This is a genomic window from Phycisphaerae bacterium, assembly GCA_028714855.1.
Taxonomy (GTDB): domain Bacteria; phylum Planctomycetota; class Phycisphaerae; order Sedimentisphaerales; family Anaerobacaceae; genus CAIYOL01.
Window position 1 is genome coordinate 1 of sequence record JAQTLP010000011.1, and the last position, 19,054, is coordinate 19,054.

17 protein-coding genes and 2 tRNA genes are annotated in these 19,054 nt (G+C 46.0%); 16 read left to right on the plus strand and 3 right to left on the minus strand.

Going from position 1 to position 19,054, the window contains the following annotated elements; genetic code table 11:
- Window positions 1-127: N-acetyl sugar amidotransferase (locus tag PHG53_09040; GenBank protein ID MDD5381763.1), on the minus strand; the 127-nt coding region annotated here is incomplete at its 3' end.
- Window positions 128-759: 632 nt separating this feature from the next.
- Between PHG53_09040 and nifA the strand changes: the two genes are divergently transcribed.
- Both nifA and PHG53_09050 read left to right on the plus strand, forming a co-directional pair.
- Complete coding sequence (gene nifA / locus PHG53_09045) at window positions 760-2,328, plus strand: nif-specific transcriptional activator NifA (GenBank protein ID MDD5381764.1); 1,569 nt, start codon at window positions 760-762, stop codon at window positions 2,326-2,328.
- Between the two features lie 3 nt (window positions 2,329-2,331).
- Window positions 2,332-4,911 carry a PEP/pyruvate-binding domain-containing protein gene (locus PHG53_09050; protein MDD5381765.1) on the plus strand — a complete coding sequence of 860 codons (2,580 nt, stop codon included), beginning with the start codon at window positions 2,332-2,334 and terminating at the stop codon, window positions 4,909-4,911.
- A gap of 108 nt (window positions 4,912-5,019) precedes the next feature.
- Here the strand turns inward: PHG53_09050 and PHG53_09055 are convergent.
- A tRNA-Lys gene (locus tag PHG53_09055) sits at window positions 5,020-5,092 on the minus strand.
- A 17-nt stretch (window positions 5,093-5,109) separates the two neighbouring features.
- Window positions 5,110-5,181, minus strand: a tRNA-Ile gene (locus tag PHG53_09060).
- 396 nt (window positions 5,182-5,577) lie between these two features.
- Here PHG53_09060 and PHG53_09065 point away from each other — a divergent pair.
- The 14 genes from PHG53_09065 to PHG53_09130 all read left to right on the plus strand — a co-directional run bounded on the left by PHG53_09065 (window position 5,578) and on the right by PHG53_09130 (window position 19,044).
- Entirely contained in the window at window positions 5,578-8,019 is a 2,442-nt protein-coding gene (locus tag PHG53_09065; GenBank protein MDD5381766.1) for an FAD-dependent oxidoreductase, read from the plus strand.
- A gap of 107 nt (window positions 8,020-8,126) precedes the next feature.
- On the plus strand, window positions 8,127-8,522 hold the full coding sequence (locus PHG53_09070) for a response regulator (protein MDD5381767.1): 396 nt from the start codon (window positions 8,127-8,129) through the stop codon (window positions 8,520-8,522).
- A gap of 144 nt (window positions 8,523-8,666) precedes the next feature.
- The gene (locus PHG53_09075; GenBank protein ID MDD5381768.1) at window positions 8,667-9,716 is read left to right on the plus strand and encodes a 4Fe-4S dicluster domain-containing protein; all 1,050 of its coding nucleotides are present in this window, start codon (window positions 8,667-8,669) and stop codon (window positions 9,714-9,716) included.
- Window positions 9,713-10,534 carry an FAD/NAD(P)-binding protein gene (locus tag PHG53_09080; GenBank protein ID MDD5381769.1) on the plus strand — a complete coding sequence of 274 codons (822 nt, stop codon included), beginning with the start codon at window positions 9,713-9,715 and terminating at the stop codon, window positions 10,532-10,534. Before PHG53_09075 ends, PHG53_09080 begins: the two co-directional genes overlap by 4 nt.
- A 19-nt stretch (window positions 10,535-10,553) precedes the next feature.
- On the plus strand, window positions 10,554-11,090 hold the full coding sequence (locus PHG53_09085; protein ID MDD5381770.1) for a 4Fe-4S dicluster domain-containing protein: 537 nt from the start codon (window positions 10,554-10,556) through the stop codon (window positions 11,088-11,090).
- Window positions 11,087-12,190, plus strand: coding sequence for an NADH-quinone oxidoreductase subunit H (locus PHG53_09090; protein ID MDD5381771.1), 1,104 nt, complete (start codon window positions 11,087-11,089; stop codon window positions 12,188-12,190). The genes PHG53_09085 and PHG53_09090 overlap by 4 nt, the downstream gene beginning before the upstream one ends.
- 9 nt (window positions 12,191-12,199) lie before the next feature.
- Entirely contained in the window at window positions 12,200-12,631 is a 432-nt protein-coding gene (gene nuoB / locus PHG53_09095) for an NADH-quinone oxidoreductase subunit NuoB (GenBank protein MDD5381772.1), read from the plus strand.
- A gap of 11 nt (window positions 12,632-12,642) precedes the next feature.
- Window positions 12,643-13,083 carry an NADH-quinone oxidoreductase subunit C gene (locus PHG53_09100; protein MDD5381773.1) on the plus strand — a complete coding sequence of 147 codons (441 nt, stop codon included), beginning with the start codon at window positions 12,643-12,645 and terminating at the stop codon, window positions 13,081-13,083.
- Window positions 13,080-14,297, plus strand: coding sequence for a nickel-dependent hydrogenase large subunit (locus PHG53_09105; GenBank protein MDD5381774.1), 1,218 nt, complete (start codon window positions 13,080-13,082; stop codon window positions 14,295-14,297). The genes PHG53_09100 and PHG53_09105 overlap by 4 nt, the downstream gene beginning before the upstream one ends.
- Before the next feature lies 1 nt (window position 14,298).
- Window positions 14,299-16,155 carry a proton-conducting transporter membrane subunit gene (locus PHG53_09110; protein ID MDD5381775.1) on the plus strand — a complete coding sequence of 619 codons (1,857 nt, stop codon included), beginning with the start codon at window positions 14,299-14,301 and terminating at the stop codon, window positions 16,153-16,155.
- A gap of 7 nt (window positions 16,156-16,162) precedes the next feature.
- Window positions 16,163-16,714, plus strand: coding sequence for a DUF4040 domain-containing protein (locus tag PHG53_09115; protein MDD5381776.1), 552 nt, complete (start codon window positions 16,163-16,165; stop codon window positions 16,712-16,714).
- Window positions 16,711-17,160, plus strand: a complete 450-nt coding sequence (locus PHG53_09120; protein ID MDD5381777.1) for an MnhB domain-containing protein — start codon at window positions 16,711-16,713, stop codon at window positions 17,158-17,160. Before PHG53_09115 ends, PHG53_09120 begins: the two co-directional genes overlap by 4 nt.
- A gap of 4 nt (window positions 17,161-17,164) precedes the next feature.
- A complete protein-coding gene (locus PHG53_09125) occupies window positions 17,165-17,533 on the plus strand; it encodes a sodium:proton antiporter (protein MDD5381778.1) in 369 nt (122 codons plus the stop codon).
- The gene (locus PHG53_09130; protein MDD5381779.1) at window positions 17,530-19,044 is read left to right on the plus strand and encodes a proton-conducting transporter membrane subunit; all 1,515 of its coding nucleotides are present in this window, start codon (window positions 17,530-17,532) and stop codon (window positions 19,042-19,044) included. Before PHG53_09125 ends, PHG53_09130 begins: the two co-directional genes overlap by 4 nt.
- Window positions 19,045-19,054 lie beyond the last annotated feature (10 nt).

Below are 19,054 nucleotides of genomic sequence, written 5' to 3' on the forward strand. Positions count from 1 at the left end.
TCTTCCTCTCATCCCAGTTAATGGTTTTGCGATTTTCATAGTTACGACACGCCCGACAAACACCTTCTTTATCAAAAATAGAACCGGGCCTCGTATCAGGCATCGCACATTTTTTGCAATAACGCATTGTTAAGCTCCTTTCTTCTAGTAATTATACGTAACTTGTTTTTTAGAGTATCCATGCCGCAATTTTCAAAGAATAGGGCTATATTGGATAGCGAAAGGTCTTTCTTGCCATTCCTGATGAAACGCCAGCACTATTAGCCCTAAACCCAAACTACCAAACCTTCTCAACCTTACTATTATTCACCTTTCAGATTTCTATCTATGGCTGTCATCGCTAGTGCAATTACTCTTTTTATAAGCAACGATTGTGCCAACACTGCTTGATAGGTCGTAACTACTTATCACGCATAGAGATATGATTTGTATTTGGGCGAATGGCAGGCGATATAATGCGACAATTATGTAGCTTATTTCTAAAAAGGTACATTTATGTTATTATTATGTCGATACTGCTGTTTGTTGCTGAGAAACGAAGGTTTTGACGAAGAGAGGTGTTATATTTCCTTGTATTTACTATAGTTAAGTAATATTATATGCGATTATTAATTTTTAGCTGGGAAAAATATTTTGAGATTTTGGTTGAACATGTTACAAATATGTAACATAATTGTTAATAAGAAATGCTCGGAAAGTGGTAAAAATTGGTGAAAAATAGCCTAAAAGTGCGCAAAAACGCTAAGAAATGGTTAACAAATGACAAAAAAAGGCACGCTTTTGCAAGCAAATGAAGTACATAATGTAAAGCAGCTCGAAGCCCTTTATAAGGTCAGTCAGATTCTCGTAACCGGCACTCGCCAGCAGCAGGCGCTGGCTGATATTCTGGATATGCTGGATAGAGATCTTGGTTTGAACAGGGGCACAATTACACTTCTTGTGCCGGACAGTGAAGAAATTAGAATCGAGGCGGCACATAACTTTTCAAAAGAACAAAGCCGGCGGATTACATATCGAATCGGAGAGGGCGTAACGGGAAAAGTTATGCAAACCGGCAAGCCGATGGTCGTTCCGAGAGTTTCCCAAGAGCCCTTGTTTCTGAACCGCTTCGAAAGATGGAATGTAACGAAACAGGAATTAAGTTTCATTTGCGTACCGATTTCCGTCGGCGACGATGTGATTGGGACAATTTCGGTTGATAGGCCTTTCGAAGAAAGGGCGCCGTTCGATGATGAGATGCGCATCCTAAGCATCGTAGCAAGCATGATTGCCAATAATGTGCAATCGCGACGAGAAGCCGCCATGCAAAGGCAAATGCTCGAAGACGAGAACCTGCGGTTACGCAGCGAGCTGGAAGGGAAATTCCGGCCTGAAAACATGACAGGCAATTCGAACGCAATGCGTGATGTGTATCACCAGATTCAACAGGTCGCGAACAGTAATACCACCATTCTCATACGCGGCGAGTCCGGCACCGGTAAAGAACTCGTAGCTCACGCAATTCATTATACCGGTTCGAGAGCAAAAAACCCTTTTATAAAAATTAACTGCGCCGCTTTGAACGAGAACCTTCTTGAGAGTGAGCTATTCGGCCATGAAAAAGGGGCTTTTACCGGGGCAATACAGACTCGAAAGGGAAGACTGGAAGAGGCAGGGGAGGGGACTATATTTCTGGATGAGATTGGGGATTTTTCGCCTACGATTCAGGTGAAGCTGCTTCGCGTTCTTCAAGAGCGTGAATTCGAGCGAGTCGGAAGCAACCGCACATTGAAAACCAGCGCGAGGATTATCGCGGCGACAAATCACGATTTGGAAAAGGCAGTCGAGCAGGGGAGTTTTCGGCAGGACCTCTATTACCGGATAAATGTGTTTCCGATTTTTTTGCCACCGCTACGGTCTCGCAAGGACGACATTCTGCTATTGGCCGACCATTTCACTGAACTTTACTCAAAGAAGATGGGCAAGGAGATACGGCGGATAAGCACATCCGCGATTAATCTGATGGTGTCTTATCAATGGCCCGGCAACGTCCGTGAACTGGAAAACTGCATCGAACGGGCGGTACTTTTGAGCAGCGACGGCGTAATACACGGACATCATCTGCCACCGACGCTGCAAACGTCCGAGACATCAGGGACTATAGGGACAGGCTCCTTAGAGGAAAGGACAAATTTATTCGAGCGAGATTTGATAATCGATGCGCTAAAACGATGCAACGGGAATCTGGCGTTTACAGCACGCGATCTGAAAACAACTGCGAGAATCATAAGCTACAAGGTCAAAGAGCTTGGAATCGACTACAAACGATACCGTAATAAAAAGGGATAATCTATGGCGTGGGCAAGTACAGGACTGGCGGGGCTGGATAAGCTGCTTTGCGATTTGAAAAAAGGCGACAACGTCGTATGGCAAGTGGACAGCGTTGACGATTACCGTCATTTTCTGAATCCATACGTAGCGAAGGCGTTACAGGACAATCGCAATATAGTATATATGAGGTTTGCCCAGCATAGGCCTCTGATAGAGAACCAGCCGAAGATTACGGTTTATCAGCTCGATGCGAGCAGCGGGTTTGAGAGTTTCTCCAAGGGTATCCATACTATAATTTCGAAGGAAGGCAGAGAAGCCTACTATGTGTTCGATTGTCTTTCGGATTTGCTAAGCGCATGGGCAACGGACCTGATGATAGGCAATTTCTTTAAGGTCACGTGTCCTTATCTATTCGAGCTGGACACCATCGCATACTTTGCGATACTACGGAATTATCACTCATTTCAAACGGTCGCCCGCATTCGCGAGACGACACAGCTATTGCTGGATGTGTATAATTTCGAAGAAAGCTATTACGTGCACCCCCTGAAGGTTTGGAACCGCTACTCGCATACGATGTTTCTTCCGCATCTTCAGGAAGGGGAAGATTTTCTGCCGATAACAAGCAGCGTTGACGCCAGCAGAGTTTTGTCCCAGATTTCCCAAAAAGACCGGAACGGCTCAGCAAGGACTTTGGACTACTGGGACCGTTTATTTATGAAGGCCGACAGCATGGCAAAAGCCCCACCTGATTCGAAGGGCGCTAAGGAACTGGTGGGGGAGCTTTGCAGGATAATGGTTGGGCGTGAGAAAAGGATGTCCAATCTCGCAAGGGACAGTTTTTCCGTAGAAGACCTTGTTACGATAAAGAGCAGGCTGATAGGAAGCGGCTTTATCGGCGGCAAGGCCGCAGGTATGCTGATTGCGCAAAAGATTCTGTCGCTGGACAAGTCTTTTGACTGGAGCGGGTATCTTGAGTCGCATGATTCCTTCTACGTCGGCTCAGATATTTTCTACAGCTATATAGTTGAAAACGGCTGGTGGAAACTGCTGATGGAGCAAAAGACGAAGGAAGGTTATTTCAAAGCGGCGCCTGAATTGAAAGAAAACATGCTGCGCGGCAAGTTTCCCAGCCAAATTCGCGAGCGTTTCCAGGAGTTAATCGAGTATTTCGGCCAGTCCCCTATTATCCTGCGTTCAAGCAGTCTTCTGGAAGATTCTTTCGGCAATGCCTTTGCGGGCAAATACGAAAGCCTGTTCCTTGTAAATCAAGGCAGCCCGGAACAGCGTTATTCTGAATTTGAAGAAGCAATTCGCAGAATTTATGCAAGCACTATGGATGAAGGCGCGCTGGCCTATCGTTTGGAAAGAGGGCTTAGCGAGCAGGATGAGCAGATGGCGCTGCTTGTTCAAAGGGTGTCCGGCTCTTACAAGAAGCGATACTTCTTTCCCGACCTTGCCGGTGTGGGAGTATCTTACAATACCTTTGTGTGGAAGCCTGAGATGGACCCGAAGGCCGGTATGCTTCGGCTGGTATTAGGCCTCGGCACACGAGCGGTAGAGCGAGTAGAGGACGACTACCCGCAGACAATAGCCCTCGATGAGCCGCTGTCGAGACCTTACGTGGAAAGGCAAGACGCAAAAAGATTCTCGCAGCATAAAATCGATATACTCGACACGCAAGAGAACTGTTTGAGAGCGATTGACGTAACCGAGGCGATTAATGAAGGCCTCGATATAAAGCTGGATTTGCTGGCGAGCGAGGACCGCGACACTCTGCGGCAAATGGCAGAGCTCGGCGTGAAAGGCCGGCAGGCATGGGTATTGACCTTCGAAAAACTGCTGGCTGAGACTAACTTTGCCCCAATTATGCAGAGACTATTAAAAACTCTGGACAGCCGGTATCAATATCCTGTTGACATAGAATTCACGGTGAATTTCACTGAGGATAATACATTCAGGATTAATCTGCTCCAGTGCAGACCGCTTCAGACCAAGGGTATAAAGGCAGGGACGCATCTGCCGAAAAACATCAAGCCGGAAAAAATCCTTTTCGAATCGCAGGGATATATTATGGGCGGCAGCATCTCGCATCCGCTAAAAAGAATTATCTACGTTGACCCTGCAAAATATGTTGAGTTGTCTATTTCACAAAAATACAGTGTAGCCCGGCTGATAGGAAAGCTGAACTCGCGCATAACCAGCAGAGAGACGGTGCCAACTATTTTGCTCGGGCCCGGCAGATGGGGCACAACGACACCCAGCCTGGGTGTGCCGGTCAACTTCGCTGAAATCAACCGAATAAGTGTATTGGCAGAGATAGCCTACGAAGGGGGCAACCTGATGCCGGAGCTTTCTTTCGGCACTCATTTCTTTCAGGATTTGGTTGAAAGTGACATCTTTTATGTGGCCATTTTTCCGCAGAAGGAAAACGTGGTATTTAACAATGAGAGACTACTTAGAATGCATAATTTGCTGGCCGATGTCTTTCCCGAAGAGAGCAAATATGAAGATGTAATTCGAGTTTACGATGTAGACTCAGAGCAACTACAAATTATGTCCGATGTCGTATCTCAAAGGGTTGTTTGCTTCTTCACCTGATGATTTTATTATCTGTCTGAGCTCTTAGTGGTGTCTGTCCGTGAACTTGGCATAAATGATGATGTGCAAGGAGGAGATGCCACCATCCGGCAAAAGTCAAAACGATATTGGGCGATACAGGAATCGAACCTGTGACCCGCTGATTAAGAGTCAGCTGCTCTGCCAGCTGAGCTAATCGCCCTGCCTGTAAACTAAAACTGGGCCCGCAAGGATTTGAACCTTGGACCAATGGATTATGAGTCCACTGCTCTACCGCTGAGCTACGAGCCCTTTAAATAACTCTAATTATTTTCAGCATAACAGCTTCCATATGGATTTGTCAATATCCTGTTTTTCGGGCATCCTTTTAATTGGGCTTTATTGGTGTCATTTTTGGTGTCAGTCATTCCCAAGAATCAGTTTTATGACAAATTTTGAGGCTCTTGTTTCAGAATAATCTCATAAATTTTAATCTTTGACAGTGCATGAAAAATTTTGTATAAATTAAACAACTATGATGTTTTCGGCTAAGATGCGCGTATGAAAATAAGTAAGGATAGCAATTATTTTATTAGCTGACGTGGCATAAACACGGTTGATTTGAAGACTGGTTGACTGTGCGGCTTTGGCTGGTGAGATAGACGCTGTGCTTATCAAATGACCGTAATATGAAAAGTCGTTTGCTATATGCGAAACTCAGCTAATTCGAATATAGGGGCAGGAAAAAACCAATCGGAGATATTGGAATTTGCTTCGCTGATAGCCCATCAGCTGCAATCACCTATCGGCACTGTTAGTACAATCTTAAATACGCTTGTCAGTGAGGCTGCTGGTCCTCTGACTTCAAAACAGAAAGATTTGCTGGCCCGGGCCAACGCTCGTTGTGAAGAAGGGGTCTCCACCGTTCGGCGCATGCTGGCAATTGTTTCTGCGATGACCAGCCGGGATAAAGCAGGTTTAAGCCATACCGATATAGCTGCGATTGTCCGCAAGGCCAAGGCTCGCTATGAAGAGAAAGCTCTCCAACTGAACGTAACGTTTACTGTGGAAACTAACGTTGACTCGGTATATGTGAAAGGTTCTGAACCTGCTCTGGCAGAGGTACTCAATGCTCTGGTCGATAATGCGTTAAAGTACACATCTGGGAACGGCCGAATCAGGGTTACTCTTTTTGGAAACTCTTATGAACAGATAGTTCATCTTTCGGTGGCTGATTCGGGAGTAGGAATTCCCGAAGGACTGCGTGAAAAAGTTTTTGAACCATTTTATCGTACTCCTGCTGCCAGAGACTCTAGCCGTACAGGAATAGGGCTCGGCCTTTCTTTCGTAAAAGCGGTTATCGAGGAGCTCGGCGGAACGGTACAGGCTGGAAAAGCCGACCTGGGTGGTGCAGAAATTATGCTCAAGCTCCCCATGGTTGAACGGGCCAGCGAGAAGCCGGCAGAAAAAGCTGCTGCCTTCAAAGTAATCATAATTGGTGGTGTAGCCGCCGGTCCAAAGGTGGCGTCCAAGGTCATCCGGTTATTGCCAGAGGCCGACGTTACTGTCATCGAGAAAGGTGAGTTTCTCTCCTATGCCGGCTGCGGCCTTCCTTACTATATTTCCGGTGTTGTGAAAAACCATGCGGAGCTCATGAGTACTCCTATGGGTGCTCTGCGGGACCTGGTCTTTTTCCAGAAAGTCAAAAATGTGCGGGTGCTAAGTCGAACCGAGGCGGTCGAGATTGATCGCACCGCCAAAGAAGTTCGCATTCGAGACCTCAGTAGCGGAGTAGAATCTAACCTTAACTATGATAAGCTCGTGCTCGCCACTGGCGCATCCCCTATACGGCCATCTATTCCAGGTAATGATCTAAGTAACATCTTCTGCCTTCATGGTGTTCGAGATGCAGAGGGAATCAGGGCTGCCCTGTTGGCAGGCAAAGCCCGAGATGTTGTCATTGTTGGAGGGGGTCTGATTGGGATGGAAACCACCGAAGCGTTAGTTAGTAGCGGATGCCGGGTGACAATAGTGGAAATGCTGCCGCATACTCTCCGGATTTTGGATCCGGAAATGGCCAAGCTGGTTGAGCTTCATCTTGAGTCAAAAGGGGTGAAAGTTCTTATTAACACGAAAGTTGAATCATTTCAAGGTGACGGTAGGGTGCAAACCGTTGTTACAGATAAAGGGGCTATTCCTGCGGATATGGTAATCATGGGAATTGGTGTTCGACCGAATGTTGCTTTGGCTCAGCGGGCGGCTCTTGAACTGGGTGAAACAGGTGCCATCAAAGTGGATGAGCATATGTGTACTTCTGACCCGGATATATATGCCGCTGGTGATTGTGTGGAGAGCAGAGATATTCTCACCGGCCGGTCTTGCTACGTACCACTTGGCTCTACCGCAAATAAGCAAGGCCGTGCAGCTGCGGTTAACTTGTGTGGCGGTAACGATGCTTTTCCAGGCGTTCTGGAAAGCACTGCGTGCAAAGTTTTTGATTATTGCGTGGCCCGAACGGGGCTGACTGAATCGGCGGCCAAGAAATTAGGCTACAAGGTTACCACAGCGCTGGTACCTGCCCCGGACAGGGCCAGCTACATGCCGACAGTGAAATTGCTTATGCTCAAGATCATCGTGGACAGCGATACTCGCCGGTTTCTTGGAGCACAGGCTGTAGGTCCGGGCGATGGTGATAAGCGCATCGATATTGCCGCCACGGCTATCACAGGCAGTATGACGGTTGACAAGGTGGCGAACCTGGACTTGTGTTATGCGCCGCCATACTCGCCTGCTATGGATAACATTATAACAGCGGCAAATGTGGCGCGAAATAAACTCGATGGTTATATGGTTGGCGTATCTGCAGAGGAAGTGCATAAAATGCTTGCAGAAAAGAAGGATTTCTTTTTCCTCGATGCACGCACAGTGGGTGAACATGAACAAGTTCGTTTGCCCGGAGCCACACTGATTCCGTTAGCTTCGCTTCGCGGACGGCTGGATGAAATACCCAGGGACAAAGAGATTGTGGCGTTTTGCCAGATATCTTTGCGCGGGTATGAGGCGGCTCTGGTCCTCAAGGCGGCTGGCTTTAATGATGTGCGCGTGTTGGATGGCGGCATGGCTATGTGGCCATATGAGAAAATTCAATGAGTGACAGGAAGATTGAGTATTGACTTTTCAGGAACATTACAATACATTACTACGCCAATTGTTAATACTGAATAGTTATGGTACTGTAAAATGTTTAAGGGTGAAGAATGGGACAGGAAAGAATTTTAATTATCGACGATGATCCTGATATTACCGAGGCGATGAAGGTAGTTCTGGAAAATCAGGGCTATGCCACAGATAGCGCTAAAGATAGTTCTAAAGGAATGGAGCGAATAAAAGCAGCTAAGCCGGATTTGATAATTTTGGACGTTATGATGAATACCACTAGTGAAGGTTTTCTCCTTTCCAGAGAATTAAAGAATGATCCTGAGTATAAACACATACCAATCTTGATGGTAACTTCGGTCAAAGAAAAAACAGGTATAGATTTCGAAACAGCTGCAGGAGACGAGACTTGGCTTCCGGTGGAAGGATTTTTAAATAAGCCTGTAAAGCCGGAAGTGCTTTTAGACAAAGTCAAAACTCTTCTTCACGGGCAATAGAAAACATAGAAACCCTTCTTTTGAGTAAGTGAAAGGTTAGCTATTTGTTGTTGGCAGCAGGAAGAATCGGTGATTGTGTTTTACATATGATGTTTTGTAGCATACAAACACCAGCCAATAGATGTGCTTGATATTAGGTGAAAGATGGAGATGGTTTTTGTAACTGAATTAAAGCCGTTTTTAGATGCCGTTTCCGAACAGATGGAACTTTATGTTCCAAAGAAAAGCGGCGAGTATTATATATATGTTAAATACGACCCTTCCTCCAATAAGGAGGTGGAGTTTAATAATATTCGCGCGTGTATGCCGATAAAAGAATTTTTGTTTCCACTGTGTGAGCTTGCTGCGATTTTTCCCGAGCCGCTTGAGCCGGAAGAAATAAAACCATTTGCTGTCTTCGGGCTTAAAGACTGTGATTTGCGCTCGATTGAAATTCTGGACAAAGTCTTTTTGGAAGATGAATTTAAAGACCAGTCCTACGTCGCCAGGCGGGAGAAAATGTTTATTGTGTCCTCCGATTGTTTTGAGCCTCGCGGCAGTTGCTGCTGCACCCTCTTTGGCGGCCGAAGTTATGCCGAAAACGGTTTTGATTTGAACCTTGCAAGAGTCAAAAACGGCTTCATTGTCGAGGCCGGCTCCGACAAGGGCAGAGAGTTTCTGCAAAAGCACAAGGACATATTTGTTGAAGTTTCCCTTGAAGCATCAACAGAAAGGGGCTCAATCCGAGCACGTACCCACGAGCAGCTTGAAGAAAACAATGCCGAATACAAACTTGATGGTCCCGTTAACGAGATTATGGGAAAGGGCGTGGATTCCGACGTCTTCGATATTGAATCACAAAAATGTGTCGAATGTCAGGCCTGCACACGGGTCTGTCCCACCTGTCACTGTTTTTATCTTTACGACACAAAGCAGAAAGATTATTTTAGCAGAATGAAGATGTGGGACAGTTGTATGCGGCTTGCTTATGCCAAAGTGGCCGGCGGTGCAAATCCGCGTAAAGTGCTCGGTGACAGGATTAAACACCGGCTGATGCATAAATTTTCTTTTTTCTTTGATAGATACGGCATAGATATGTGTGTCGGCTGCGGCAGATGTATCGACGCTGATTCTCACAAAATGGACATCAGGGTAGTTTTGAAAAAACTTAATGAAGAATTAAAGGACAGACCTAAAGTTAAAGTTGAGAAATGAACCGAAATCTATACCAACCCATAAATGGTGAAATCGTTGATATTATAGATGAATCCCCGACGATTAAAAGTTTTGTCGTTGTGCCGGAAGAAGAATTTCGTTTCCAGACCGGCCAGTTCGTGGAGCTGACTATGCCGGGCGTCGGAGAAGCGCCATTCACTCCTTCATCATCACCGGCAGACACCAAAAAGATGGAAATTACCATTATGAAAGCCGGTCGGGTAACAGATTTATTACACCAATGCAAAAAAGGGCAAAAAGTCGGTATTCGCGGGCCGTTTGGTCACGGTTATCCGATTGATGATTTTGTTGGGAAACACGTTTACATTGTTGGCGGCGGCGTGGGTTTGGCGCCAATAAGGTCTTTGTTTTTGACCCTTGTTGACAGGATAAAAGACTTCAAATCTGTAGTTTGCCGGTTCGGGGCCAGAACGCCGGAAGATTTTATTTATAAGAAAACCCTTTTTGGCCCCTGGCAGAAGATTGCAGGTGTGGATATGAAGCTCACCGTTGACAAGGCGGACGATACATGGAAGGGCAATGTAGGTGTGGTAACTACTATCCTTGCAACCAGCGACGTGGACATTAAAAACGCGGTCGGGGTAGTCTGCGGTCCGCCGATTATGATGAAATTTGCCACGCTAAAGCTGGTGGAGTTCGGGTTTGCGCCTCAAGATATTTATCTTTCTATGGAAAAGAATATGAGCTGCGGCGTGGGCAAATGCGGCCATTGTATGATAGGCAAATTCTATGTCTGCAAAGATGGGCCGGTCTTGACCTACGAGCAGGTGGAAAAATATTACGACATTTTCGATTAAGAGCGAAGCAAGGTTTTGTATGGCGGCAAAGCTGATAATTGATTTGGCAAAATGCACAACTCAGGGACAATCCGGTGTGCGGTGTTCATATAAGCATCATCCTGAGAATAAAGGGATTGATTCGCTGCTGGAGATGGTTCGTTTTGCTCTTGTATGCCGCAGGTGTGAAGCAGCACCGTGTATAAATGCCTGTCCACAAGGAGCATTAGAGAAAATACCGAGCAAAAATAATGATGCAGGCGTGCTCAAACGAGCAAATATGTTATGCACCGGCTGCGGCACCTGTGCTATGGCGTGCCCGTTCGGAACAATATATACGGATTTGATACCATATCCATCCAGCGTTTGCGACTTGTCCAAAGGTAGGTTGAAAAAGGGTGAAAAACCGTTATGCGTTACCACCTGTGCGGACAAAAGCATAGACTACAGAGAGGTAGATTTGTCAAAAGAAAGTGATTTGGTGGAAGTCTTTGACGGTATCGTTGTCAAAGTAGCAGGTGGTCAGCTGTGGGAACCATTTTTAAGGAAAGAAAAAAAGGAAAAGACAAATAAATGACTGAGACATCACAGAGTTTGTTCCAGCTTTTATTCTGGATTTTTATTTTTCCGGGTTTTTTATTTTCTGCTGGTCTTGGCTTGATTGTTTCCTGGATAGTTCGCAAGGTCAGCGCCCTTGTGCAGTGGCGTGTCGGCCCGCCGTTTCTTCAGCCTTTTTATGATGTTATTAAACTTACGGGCAAGGAAACTCTCATCCCTCAGGAGGCACAACGAACGGTTTTTACGACAGCGCCGCTTGTTGGTTTGGCCGGAGTGTTATTGCTCGCGATAATTCTCTGGCGGATTACCATCGACCAGACGGCTTTCATCGGTGATATTATCGTGGCGATTTATTTGATGACTCTGCCGTCTTTAGCGTTGATTTTCGGCAGCAGCGCCAGCGCCAGTCCTCATGCCTCGGTCGGAACAGGCAGGGAAATGAAATTGATTATGAGCTATGAGCTGCCGTTGGTTCTGGCTTTTATCGTGGTGATTATAAAAACCGGCGGACAGCTTAGTTTGGTTGCAATTGCTCAGCAGGTACCTGTTTTTAGCATTTCCGGAATGCTTGCATTTCTGGTCGCCTTGTTGTGTGTCCAGGCAAAACTTGGATTTGTTCCATTCGATATAGCTGAGGCGGAAACCGAGCTTGGCAGCGGCGTTCTGATGGAGTATTCGGGAGTTTTGCTTGCCGTTTGGAAGATTGTTCAGGCAATGATGCTCGTAGTGCTGCCTTTGTTTTTAGTAATGGTGTTCCTCGGAGGTATTAGCGCAGACTTTTTATCAGGCCTTGCAACGCCTATTGACAATTTGCCTGTGGTTGGCACTTTGCCTGTGGGCGTAATAGTTTTGATTGCTTTTGTCATCACCGGCCTGCTGGCAAGATTCAGCAAGTATATAGATATATTATTTTTACTTAGTTTAATTGCTGCCTGCATATTAGCGGGGCTCGGCAAATACGTATTAGTAGTGGTTTTGATTATCCTGATAAAGAACACCAATCCGCGTGTGCGGATTGACCAGGCGATGAAGTTTTTCTGGGTTTATTGTGGTATTGCTTTAGCTGCGGCTGTTATCCTGGCTTTAATAGGCAATGCTTATGGCATCAGCTGGCTGTAAGGTGAATTTATGAGTTGGAAAATATGGTCATTAAAAAAATCGCCGTGGGTATTTCACGTTAATACCGGTGCGTGCAACAACTGCGATATCGAAATTGTTAATTTGCTGACACCGAAGTTTGACGTCGAAAGATTTGGTATCAAGCTGGTTGGCTCTCCGCGGCACGCTGATGCTTTGCTTGTAACAGGCGTAGTAACGCGTCAGGCGGCTCCGCGATTGCAGGAAGTATATCGCCAGACCCCCAAACCATGTGTAGTCTTTTGCATGGGTGCCTGTGCCTGTAATACGGGAATATTCAAAGGTGCCTATCACGTGGTAGGGCCGGTGGATAAAATAATCAAAGAAATTGACCCTAATGCAATTATTGCCTACGTTCCGGGCTGTCCACCGAAGCCGGAGGCTATGATATCCGGTGTGGTAAAAGCATTGTCTGCCCTATAACAGGATATAATATGAACATAGAAGAACTAAACAGCAGATTATCAACAATAAAAAACAAACTCATAGCTATCGAGCAGAAGCCAAGAAACAGGATATACCTTTTATGCGAGGCCGAAAATAGCTTCGCCGTCAGCAAATTTCTGTTTGAGGATGTCGGCTGCAGATTCGTGATTGCTACCGGCATCGATGCCGATGACTGTTTCGAGATTTTATACCATTTTGCATATGACCAGTTAGGCTGTTTGATTACTGTAAAAGCCTTCATTCGAGACCGTGAAAATCCGGCGATTGAATCTATTACTCCGTTTTTGCCGGGCGCGGAGTGGATAGAAAGGGAAATACACGACCTGTTGGGAATAAATTTTAAGAATCATCCCAATTTGAAACGACTAATACTGGCTGATGATTGGCCGGAAGGTGTTTATCCGTTGAGGAAAGAAGCGAAAAAATGAAACAAACTGTTAAGAAACCAATTCTTGCGGTTGGCCCGTTTCATCCGTTGCAGGAGGAAATGGAATTTTTCCAGCTTACCGTGGACGGCGAAATCGTAACTGATATTGACGTAAGAATATCCTACAACCATCGCGGTATGGAGAAAATCAGTGAGACGCTGCAATTTGACCAGGTCCCGTTTTTGGTTTCCCGCATTTGTGGTATTTGTTCAGCTTCGCACCCGCTGGCTTACATAAATGCTGTCGAGGATATTGCCGGTGTAACAGTTCCTGAACGGGCACAATATATACGCGTAATCATCAACGAGCTTGAACGCATCCACAGCCATATTCTCTGGGTAGGTCTGGCAGGGCATTTTATCGGTTATGACACCGTCTTTATGTGGGCGTGGAAATACCGCGAGCCGGTGCTTGATTTGCTCGAAGAAATCACCGGCAACAGAAATAATTATGGAAATGTCAAGGTCGGCGGCTGTCGCGAAGATATCTCTGATGATATTAAGCCGAAAATACTTAAAGAGCTGGATAAAATCGAAAAGAAAATGGAGATGCTCACCAAGGCGGTGCTTGACGACCCTGTTTTACACGCCCGGCTTAAAGGTATAGGGGTATTGAGCAAAGAAGACGCTATAAAATACGCCGTAACAGGCCCAACAGCCAGAGGCAGCGGGGTTGCTATCGATGTAAGGCGTGATGATCCTTATGCGGCTTATGGAGATTTAGACTGGAACGTAATTACCCAGCCCGAGGGCGATGTCTTCGCAAAGGCTGTCGTTCGTCTGCTTGAAATCTTTGAATCCATTAAGATGATTAGACAGGCGCTGAAAAAACTGCCAGGCGGCCCCGTTACTATAGAAGTCAAGGAAATCCCTCCGGGCGAAGGATGCGGTCATGCTGAAGCTCCGAGAGGCGAGACGTTCCATTATGTTCGCAGTGACGGCGGCAACAGGCCGGTCCGCCATAAAATCAGAGCTCCGAGCTATGTTAATGTACCCTCGTTCAAGGCTTCGTGCCTTGGCGGGCATATTGCCGATGTCACACTTACACTTGCAGCAGTTGACCCCTGCTACAGTTGCACCGAGAGATTAGCTGTGGTTGACCAGCATAATAACATTACGCACAACTACGAAACATTGTTACAGCGGAGCCGCGAAAAAACAGCACAGATTCAAAAAGTTCTCGGCTCGTCGGGACTAAAGATGGAGGATTTATAAGTTGGATAAAACTTTACTCATCCCTGTTTTTCTGCCTTTGATTGCAGGCTTTGTAATGCTTTTTTTGCCGAATAAGGTGAGATTATTACCCAAGGTATTAACACTAATTATTTCGGCTTTTGTATTTGTACAGGCCATCTGCATATTCTCTCTTGGCCGGCTTGATTATGCCTGGTCTGTTTTTCAAATAGGCAATCTGAAATTAGATTTACTGCTAAGCGCTAAACCTTTAGGGACATTTATGTTGATGTTCGCTATGGGCTTTGGCCTGTTGATAACCTTGTATTCACTCAAATCAATGGCCGGCGCTAAACACTTAAATATCTATTATGGCTCGATTCTTCTTACCATAGGCGGCTCAGCTGGAATACTGCTTTCCAATCATCTTTTGTTTCTGCTTGTTTTCTGGGAGATTGTTACAGCATCGCTGTATCTTTTGATAACTACAGGCGGTAAAAATTCCAACTTTGCGGCAACCAAAAGTTTCGCGGTAATTGGAGCTTCCGATGCCGCCCTGTTGTTCGGCATATTAATGGTATGGATATTTTCAGGCACATTTGTTATCTCGGATATCAGCATTGCGACCACTTCGACTTTTTCCATTATAGCTTTTCTGCTGCTTATGACAGCCGCCATTACCAAAGCGGGTGCAATGCCTTTGCATACCTGGCTGCCTGCCAGCGGCGAGTATGCCCCCGTTTCCGTAATGGCACTTTTGCCTGCTGCAATAGATAAACTCCTGGGGATTTACTTGCTCCTGATAATTGTTCGTCAAATTTTCGTTCTGCAGTCCGGCGCTTTAAATTTAATCCTTGCACTGATTGGCGCCGCTACGATTATTATTGCTGTGATGATTGCGATGGTTCAGCACAATCTCAAGAGGCTGCTTTCCTATCATGCCATCAGCCAGGTTGGGTATATGATTCTCGGCATATCAACGGGAACGGCTGTGGGGATTGCCGGCGGAGTATTCCATATGCTGAACAACGCGATATATAAATGCTGCCTGTTCCTGTGCGGCGGGGCGGTCGAGCAGCAAAGCGGCACTGCCGAGCTTGACAAACTTGGCGGGCTGGGCAAAAAAATGTCTATTACTTTTTCTGCTTGCCTGATAGCTGCTTTAAGTATTTCCGGCATACCGCCATTCAACGGATTTGTTTCAAAATGGATGATTTATCAGGGCGTAATCGAGATGGGGACGACGCAGGCCGGTATCGCGGCAAAATTGTGGCCTATCTGGCTTACTTGCGCTATGTTTGCAAGCGCACTTACTTTGGCGTCGTTTGTTAAACTGATACACTCTGTGTTCCTCTCCCGCCTGCCGCAGGAGTTGAAAAATGTGAAGGAGGTTTCACCTTTACAGACGTTCCCGATGATTGTGCTTGCTGTGCTATGTGTATTTTTCGGAATTTTCTACCACGTGCCGCTTAAACTTTTTATTTATCCGGCTCTGAATATAGAACCGGGCGGCGTGATTTTTGGCAAGTGGGACTCAATTCTGGCCACAACGGTGATGCTGTTTGGTATTATTCTTGGCCTGTTAATTTTATTCGTCGGGTTTTTGGCGAGAAAGGCCAGAGTCGTGCCTACGTGGACCTGTGGTGAGGTTCAAGCCGATGAGCAGATGGCGATACCCGGAACGCATTTCTACAAGACGGTTTCTTCTATGAACGGCCTGAAACAGCTTTACGCCGGCCAGGAAAAAGGCTTCTTCGATTTATACAATCAGGGCGGGAAAGCAGGCCTGGCTTTGACTGGATTTCTGCGGTGGCTGCATTCAGGAATCCTGCCGGTGTATCTGACTTGGGTAACGCTGGGATTGCTGATTATCCTGTTTATACTTTGTAAGATTTGGTGAGGCAAATATGGCCGTATTTTATATTTTGCTGCTGTTTATGATAATTGCTGCGATTATCGCGGTAGAAACTAAAGACCTTTTAAGCTCTATAATATGCGTCGGTGCAATTGGCATCGGAACTTCTATAATGTTCCTGTTCCTTCGTGCGCCTGATATCGCAATAACACAGATTGTCGTGGAGGTTTTGGGGTTAATCATCCTGATTCGTGCCACAATCTCTCGCGACCTTACTTTCATTACCGGGGATAGAGAATTTTTTGGGACAGTTATTTCAGTAGTTATTATCTTTGTAATCTTCCTCGCAGGGATAAAAGTTTTTGAAACTTTACCCGACTTCGGCACGCCTCTCATCACCGAAGTAGCAAATGCTGCTTCTAATACCTATATAAAGGAAGGGTTTGCAAAAACAGGAGCTGCAAATATCGTAGCTTCGGTTATCCTTGATTATCGGGGCTATGATACTCTCGGCGAAGCGACCGTGCTGTTTACTTCGATTATCGGGGCAACAATTATACTCCGCAAAAAAGCTAAAAAGATGCTGGAGGAACCGGACAAATGAAAGGGATGACGGTAATAGTAAAGACTGTTGCCAGTTGGGTCAAAGTACTTATATTTTTGTTTGGTATTTACATCGTTATTTTTGGCCATCTGACCCCGGGCGGCGGATTTGCCGGAGGCGTGATTCTGGCATCCTCTTATGTGCTGCTTATGCTCGCATACGGCAGAGAATTTGCAGAAGAAAATCTTTCTTTGCCTCTTGCTTCAAAGCTAGATTGCGTCGGCGCTTTCCTCTTTGCCCTTATAGCGATTTTGGGTTTTGTTTTCGGCGGCGTTTTCTTCGTAAACTTCCTGGTCGGGTATAGTCAGCCGTTACGACTTATAAGTGCCGGCACCATCCCGCTGTCGAACATTGCGATTGGTTTGAAGGTTGGTGCGTCTCTATTTCTGATAATTCTTACCCTCTCGATATTTAGACCTGATGTATCAACAGGTAAAAAGGAGTAAAACGATGCCTTATGCGTTATGCTTTTTACTGTTTATGGTCGGACTGTATTGCACGGTCGTCAAAAAAAATATAGTAAAGATTGTAATCGGTCTGGCGGTTATGGAATATGCAGTCAATCTTTTCCTGATTATGCTCGGCTACAGAACTGGAGGAACAGCGCCAATCATCGACAAAACTTACCTTGAACCGGTAACAGGACAGATTACCGCCGGCTTTATCAATACCTCGGTCGACCCGCTGCCGCAGGCGCTTGTGCTTACTGCAATCGTTATCGCTTTAGGTTCTCTGGCCTTGATGGTTTCGATGTGCATCAGAATATATGAGAAATACGGCACCCTTGATATTACTGAAATAAGGAGATTAAAAGGATGAATGTTCCGCTTCCTGTTTTCATTGCTATACCTTTAGTGGCCGCATTTGTGCTGCCGGTATTCGGCAGGAAAGGCAAAGGTGCTGCAACAATCTTGGCCAATCTGGCAACTATTTCGCTGCTTGTGCTGGCTGTCGCGTCTATTGGACGGTCCGCCGTATATGAGATAGGCAAATGGTCCATACCGCTTGGAATCAATCTTGTACTTGATGGTTTGAGTTCTCTGTTGCTTTTGACCGTTAGTGTCATCAGTGCCGCTTCCATGCTTTTTAGCGTCAGATATATGGAGCAATACACCGCCAAGTCAAAATACCTCAGCCTGTTTATGCTTATGGTAGCTGGTATGAACGGCCTGGTTCTTTCCGGGGACATATTCAACCTGTTTGTATTTTTGGAAATTGCTTCTCTGGCGTCCTATGCTCTTGTCGGCTTCGGCTGTGAGCATGAAGAACTGGAAGCGTCTTTTAAATATATGGTCCTCGGCAGTATCGCTTCCATATTTATTCTTTTTGGGATTGCTCTTGTTTATGGCAATACCGGCGCACTTAATATGGCCTATATTTCAAAAGCCATTCAGGCTTCGGGGCTAAATGCCGGCCTTGGCTTTGCCCTGTGCCTGTTTATTGTCGGCTTCGGCCTGAAAGCTGCCTTAGTGCCTTTCCATGCATGGCTGCCTGACGCACATCCATCAGCCCCGGCCCCTATCTCCGCTATGCTTTCTGGAGTGTTGATAAAAACACTCGGCGTTTATGCTCTCGTTCGCGTAATTTTCAACGTATTTGGTGTATCTGTTCCAATAAGCTGGGTTTTAATCGTTCTTGGTCTCCTGAGCATGATAGTTGGGGTGTTTTTGGCTGTTGGTCAGTGGGATTTTAAACGTCTTTTAGCATATCACAGCATTTCACAAATGGGCTATGTTATGCTTGGAATCGGATTAGGAGCTCTTATCTTGGCCAAAGGCGGCAATATTGCTTGGGCTTCGCTGGCAATCCTCGGCGGATTATTTCACCTTGTTAACCACGCCGTATTTAAGTCTCTGCTTTTTTTGACGAGCGGCTCCGTCCAGATGGCCACAGGAACGAGATATTTAAAAGAATTGGGAGGCCTTGCCGACAGGATGCCTGTAACACGCGCAACCTGTACCGTAGCATCTGCCTCTATCGCTGGCATACCTCCTTTCAACGGTTTTTGGAGCAAGCTGATTCTCGTGGTGGCCGCGGTTCAGGCAGGTTTTTGGGCGATAGCCGCCGTTACTGTTCTGGTGAGTTTGGTTACCTTAATTTCGTTCCTTAAGGTTCAGCGATATGTCTTCCTTGGCGAATTACCTGAAAATCTTCAGTCCGTTAAGGAAAATAAAAACTCTATGCTCGTTGCTATGATATTTCTGGCTTGTCTATGTGTGCTTATGGGATTGCTTGTGATTGTGCCGTCTTTGAGGGCCAATATTCTTGACCCGGCCGTAAAGGTGCTGACGGACGGACTTTTGTATTCAGCTAATCTAATTAAGACATAGTTTCGAAGGA

What these genes read in the sequence shown, in the direction of transcription:
- nifA (MDD5381764.1), top strand. Translation starts at nt 760, where the DNA reads ATGACAAAAAAAGGCACGCTTTTGCAAGCAAATGAAGTACATAATGTA.
- PHG53_09050 (MDD5381765.1), top strand. Translation starts at nt 2,332, where the DNA reads ATGGCGTGGGCAAGTACAGGACTGGCGGGGCTGGATAAGCTGCTTTGC.
- PHG53_09065 (MDD5381766.1), top strand. Translation starts at nt 5,578, where the DNA reads ATGCGAAACTCAGCTAATTCGAATATAGGGGCAGGAAAAAACCAATCG.
- PHG53_09070 (MDD5381767.1), top strand. Translation starts at nt 8,127, where the DNA reads ATGGGACAGGAAAGAATTTTAATTATCGACGATGATCCTGATATTACC.
- PHG53_09075 (MDD5381768.1), top strand. Translation starts at nt 8,667, where the DNA reads ATGGAGATGGTTTTTGTAACTGAATTAAAGCCGTTTTTAGATGCCGTT.
- PHG53_09080 (MDD5381769.1), top strand. Translation starts at nt 9,713, where the DNA reads ATGAACCGAAATCTATACCAACCCATAAATGGTGAAATCGTTGATATT.
- PHG53_09085 (MDD5381770.1), top strand. Translation starts at nt 10,554, where the DNA reads ATGGCGGCAAAGCTGATAATTGATTTGGCAAAATGCACAACTCAGGGA.
- PHG53_09090 (MDD5381771.1), top strand. Translation starts at nt 11,087, where the DNA reads ATGACTGAGACATCACAGAGTTTGTTCCAGCTTTTATTCTGGATTTTT.
- nuoB (MDD5381772.1), top strand. Translation starts at nt 12,200, where the DNA reads ATGAGTTGGAAAATATGGTCATTAAAAAAATCGCCGTGGGTATTTCAC.
- PHG53_09100 (MDD5381773.1), top strand. Translation starts at nt 12,643, where the DNA reads ATGAACATAGAAGAACTAAACAGCAGATTATCAACAATAAAAAACAAA.
- PHG53_09105 (MDD5381774.1), top strand. Translation starts at nt 13,080, where the DNA reads ATGAAACAAACTGTTAAGAAACCAATTCTTGCGGTTGGCCCGTTTCAT.
- PHG53_09115 (MDD5381776.1), top strand. Translation starts at nt 16,163, where the DNA reads ATGGCCGTATTTTATATTTTGCTGCTGTTTATGATAATTGCTGCGATT.
- PHG53_09120 (MDD5381777.1), top strand. Translation starts at nt 16,711, where the DNA reads ATGAAAGGGATGACGGTAATAGTAAAGACTGTTGCCAGTTGGGTCAAA.
- PHG53_09125 (MDD5381778.1), top strand. Translation starts at nt 17,165, where the DNA reads ATGCCTTATGCGTTATGCTTTTTACTGTTTATGGTCGGACTGTATTGC.
- PHG53_09130 (MDD5381779.1), top strand. Translation starts at nt 17,530, where the DNA reads ATGAATGTTCCGCTTCCTGTTTTCATTGCTATACCTTTAGTGGCCGCA.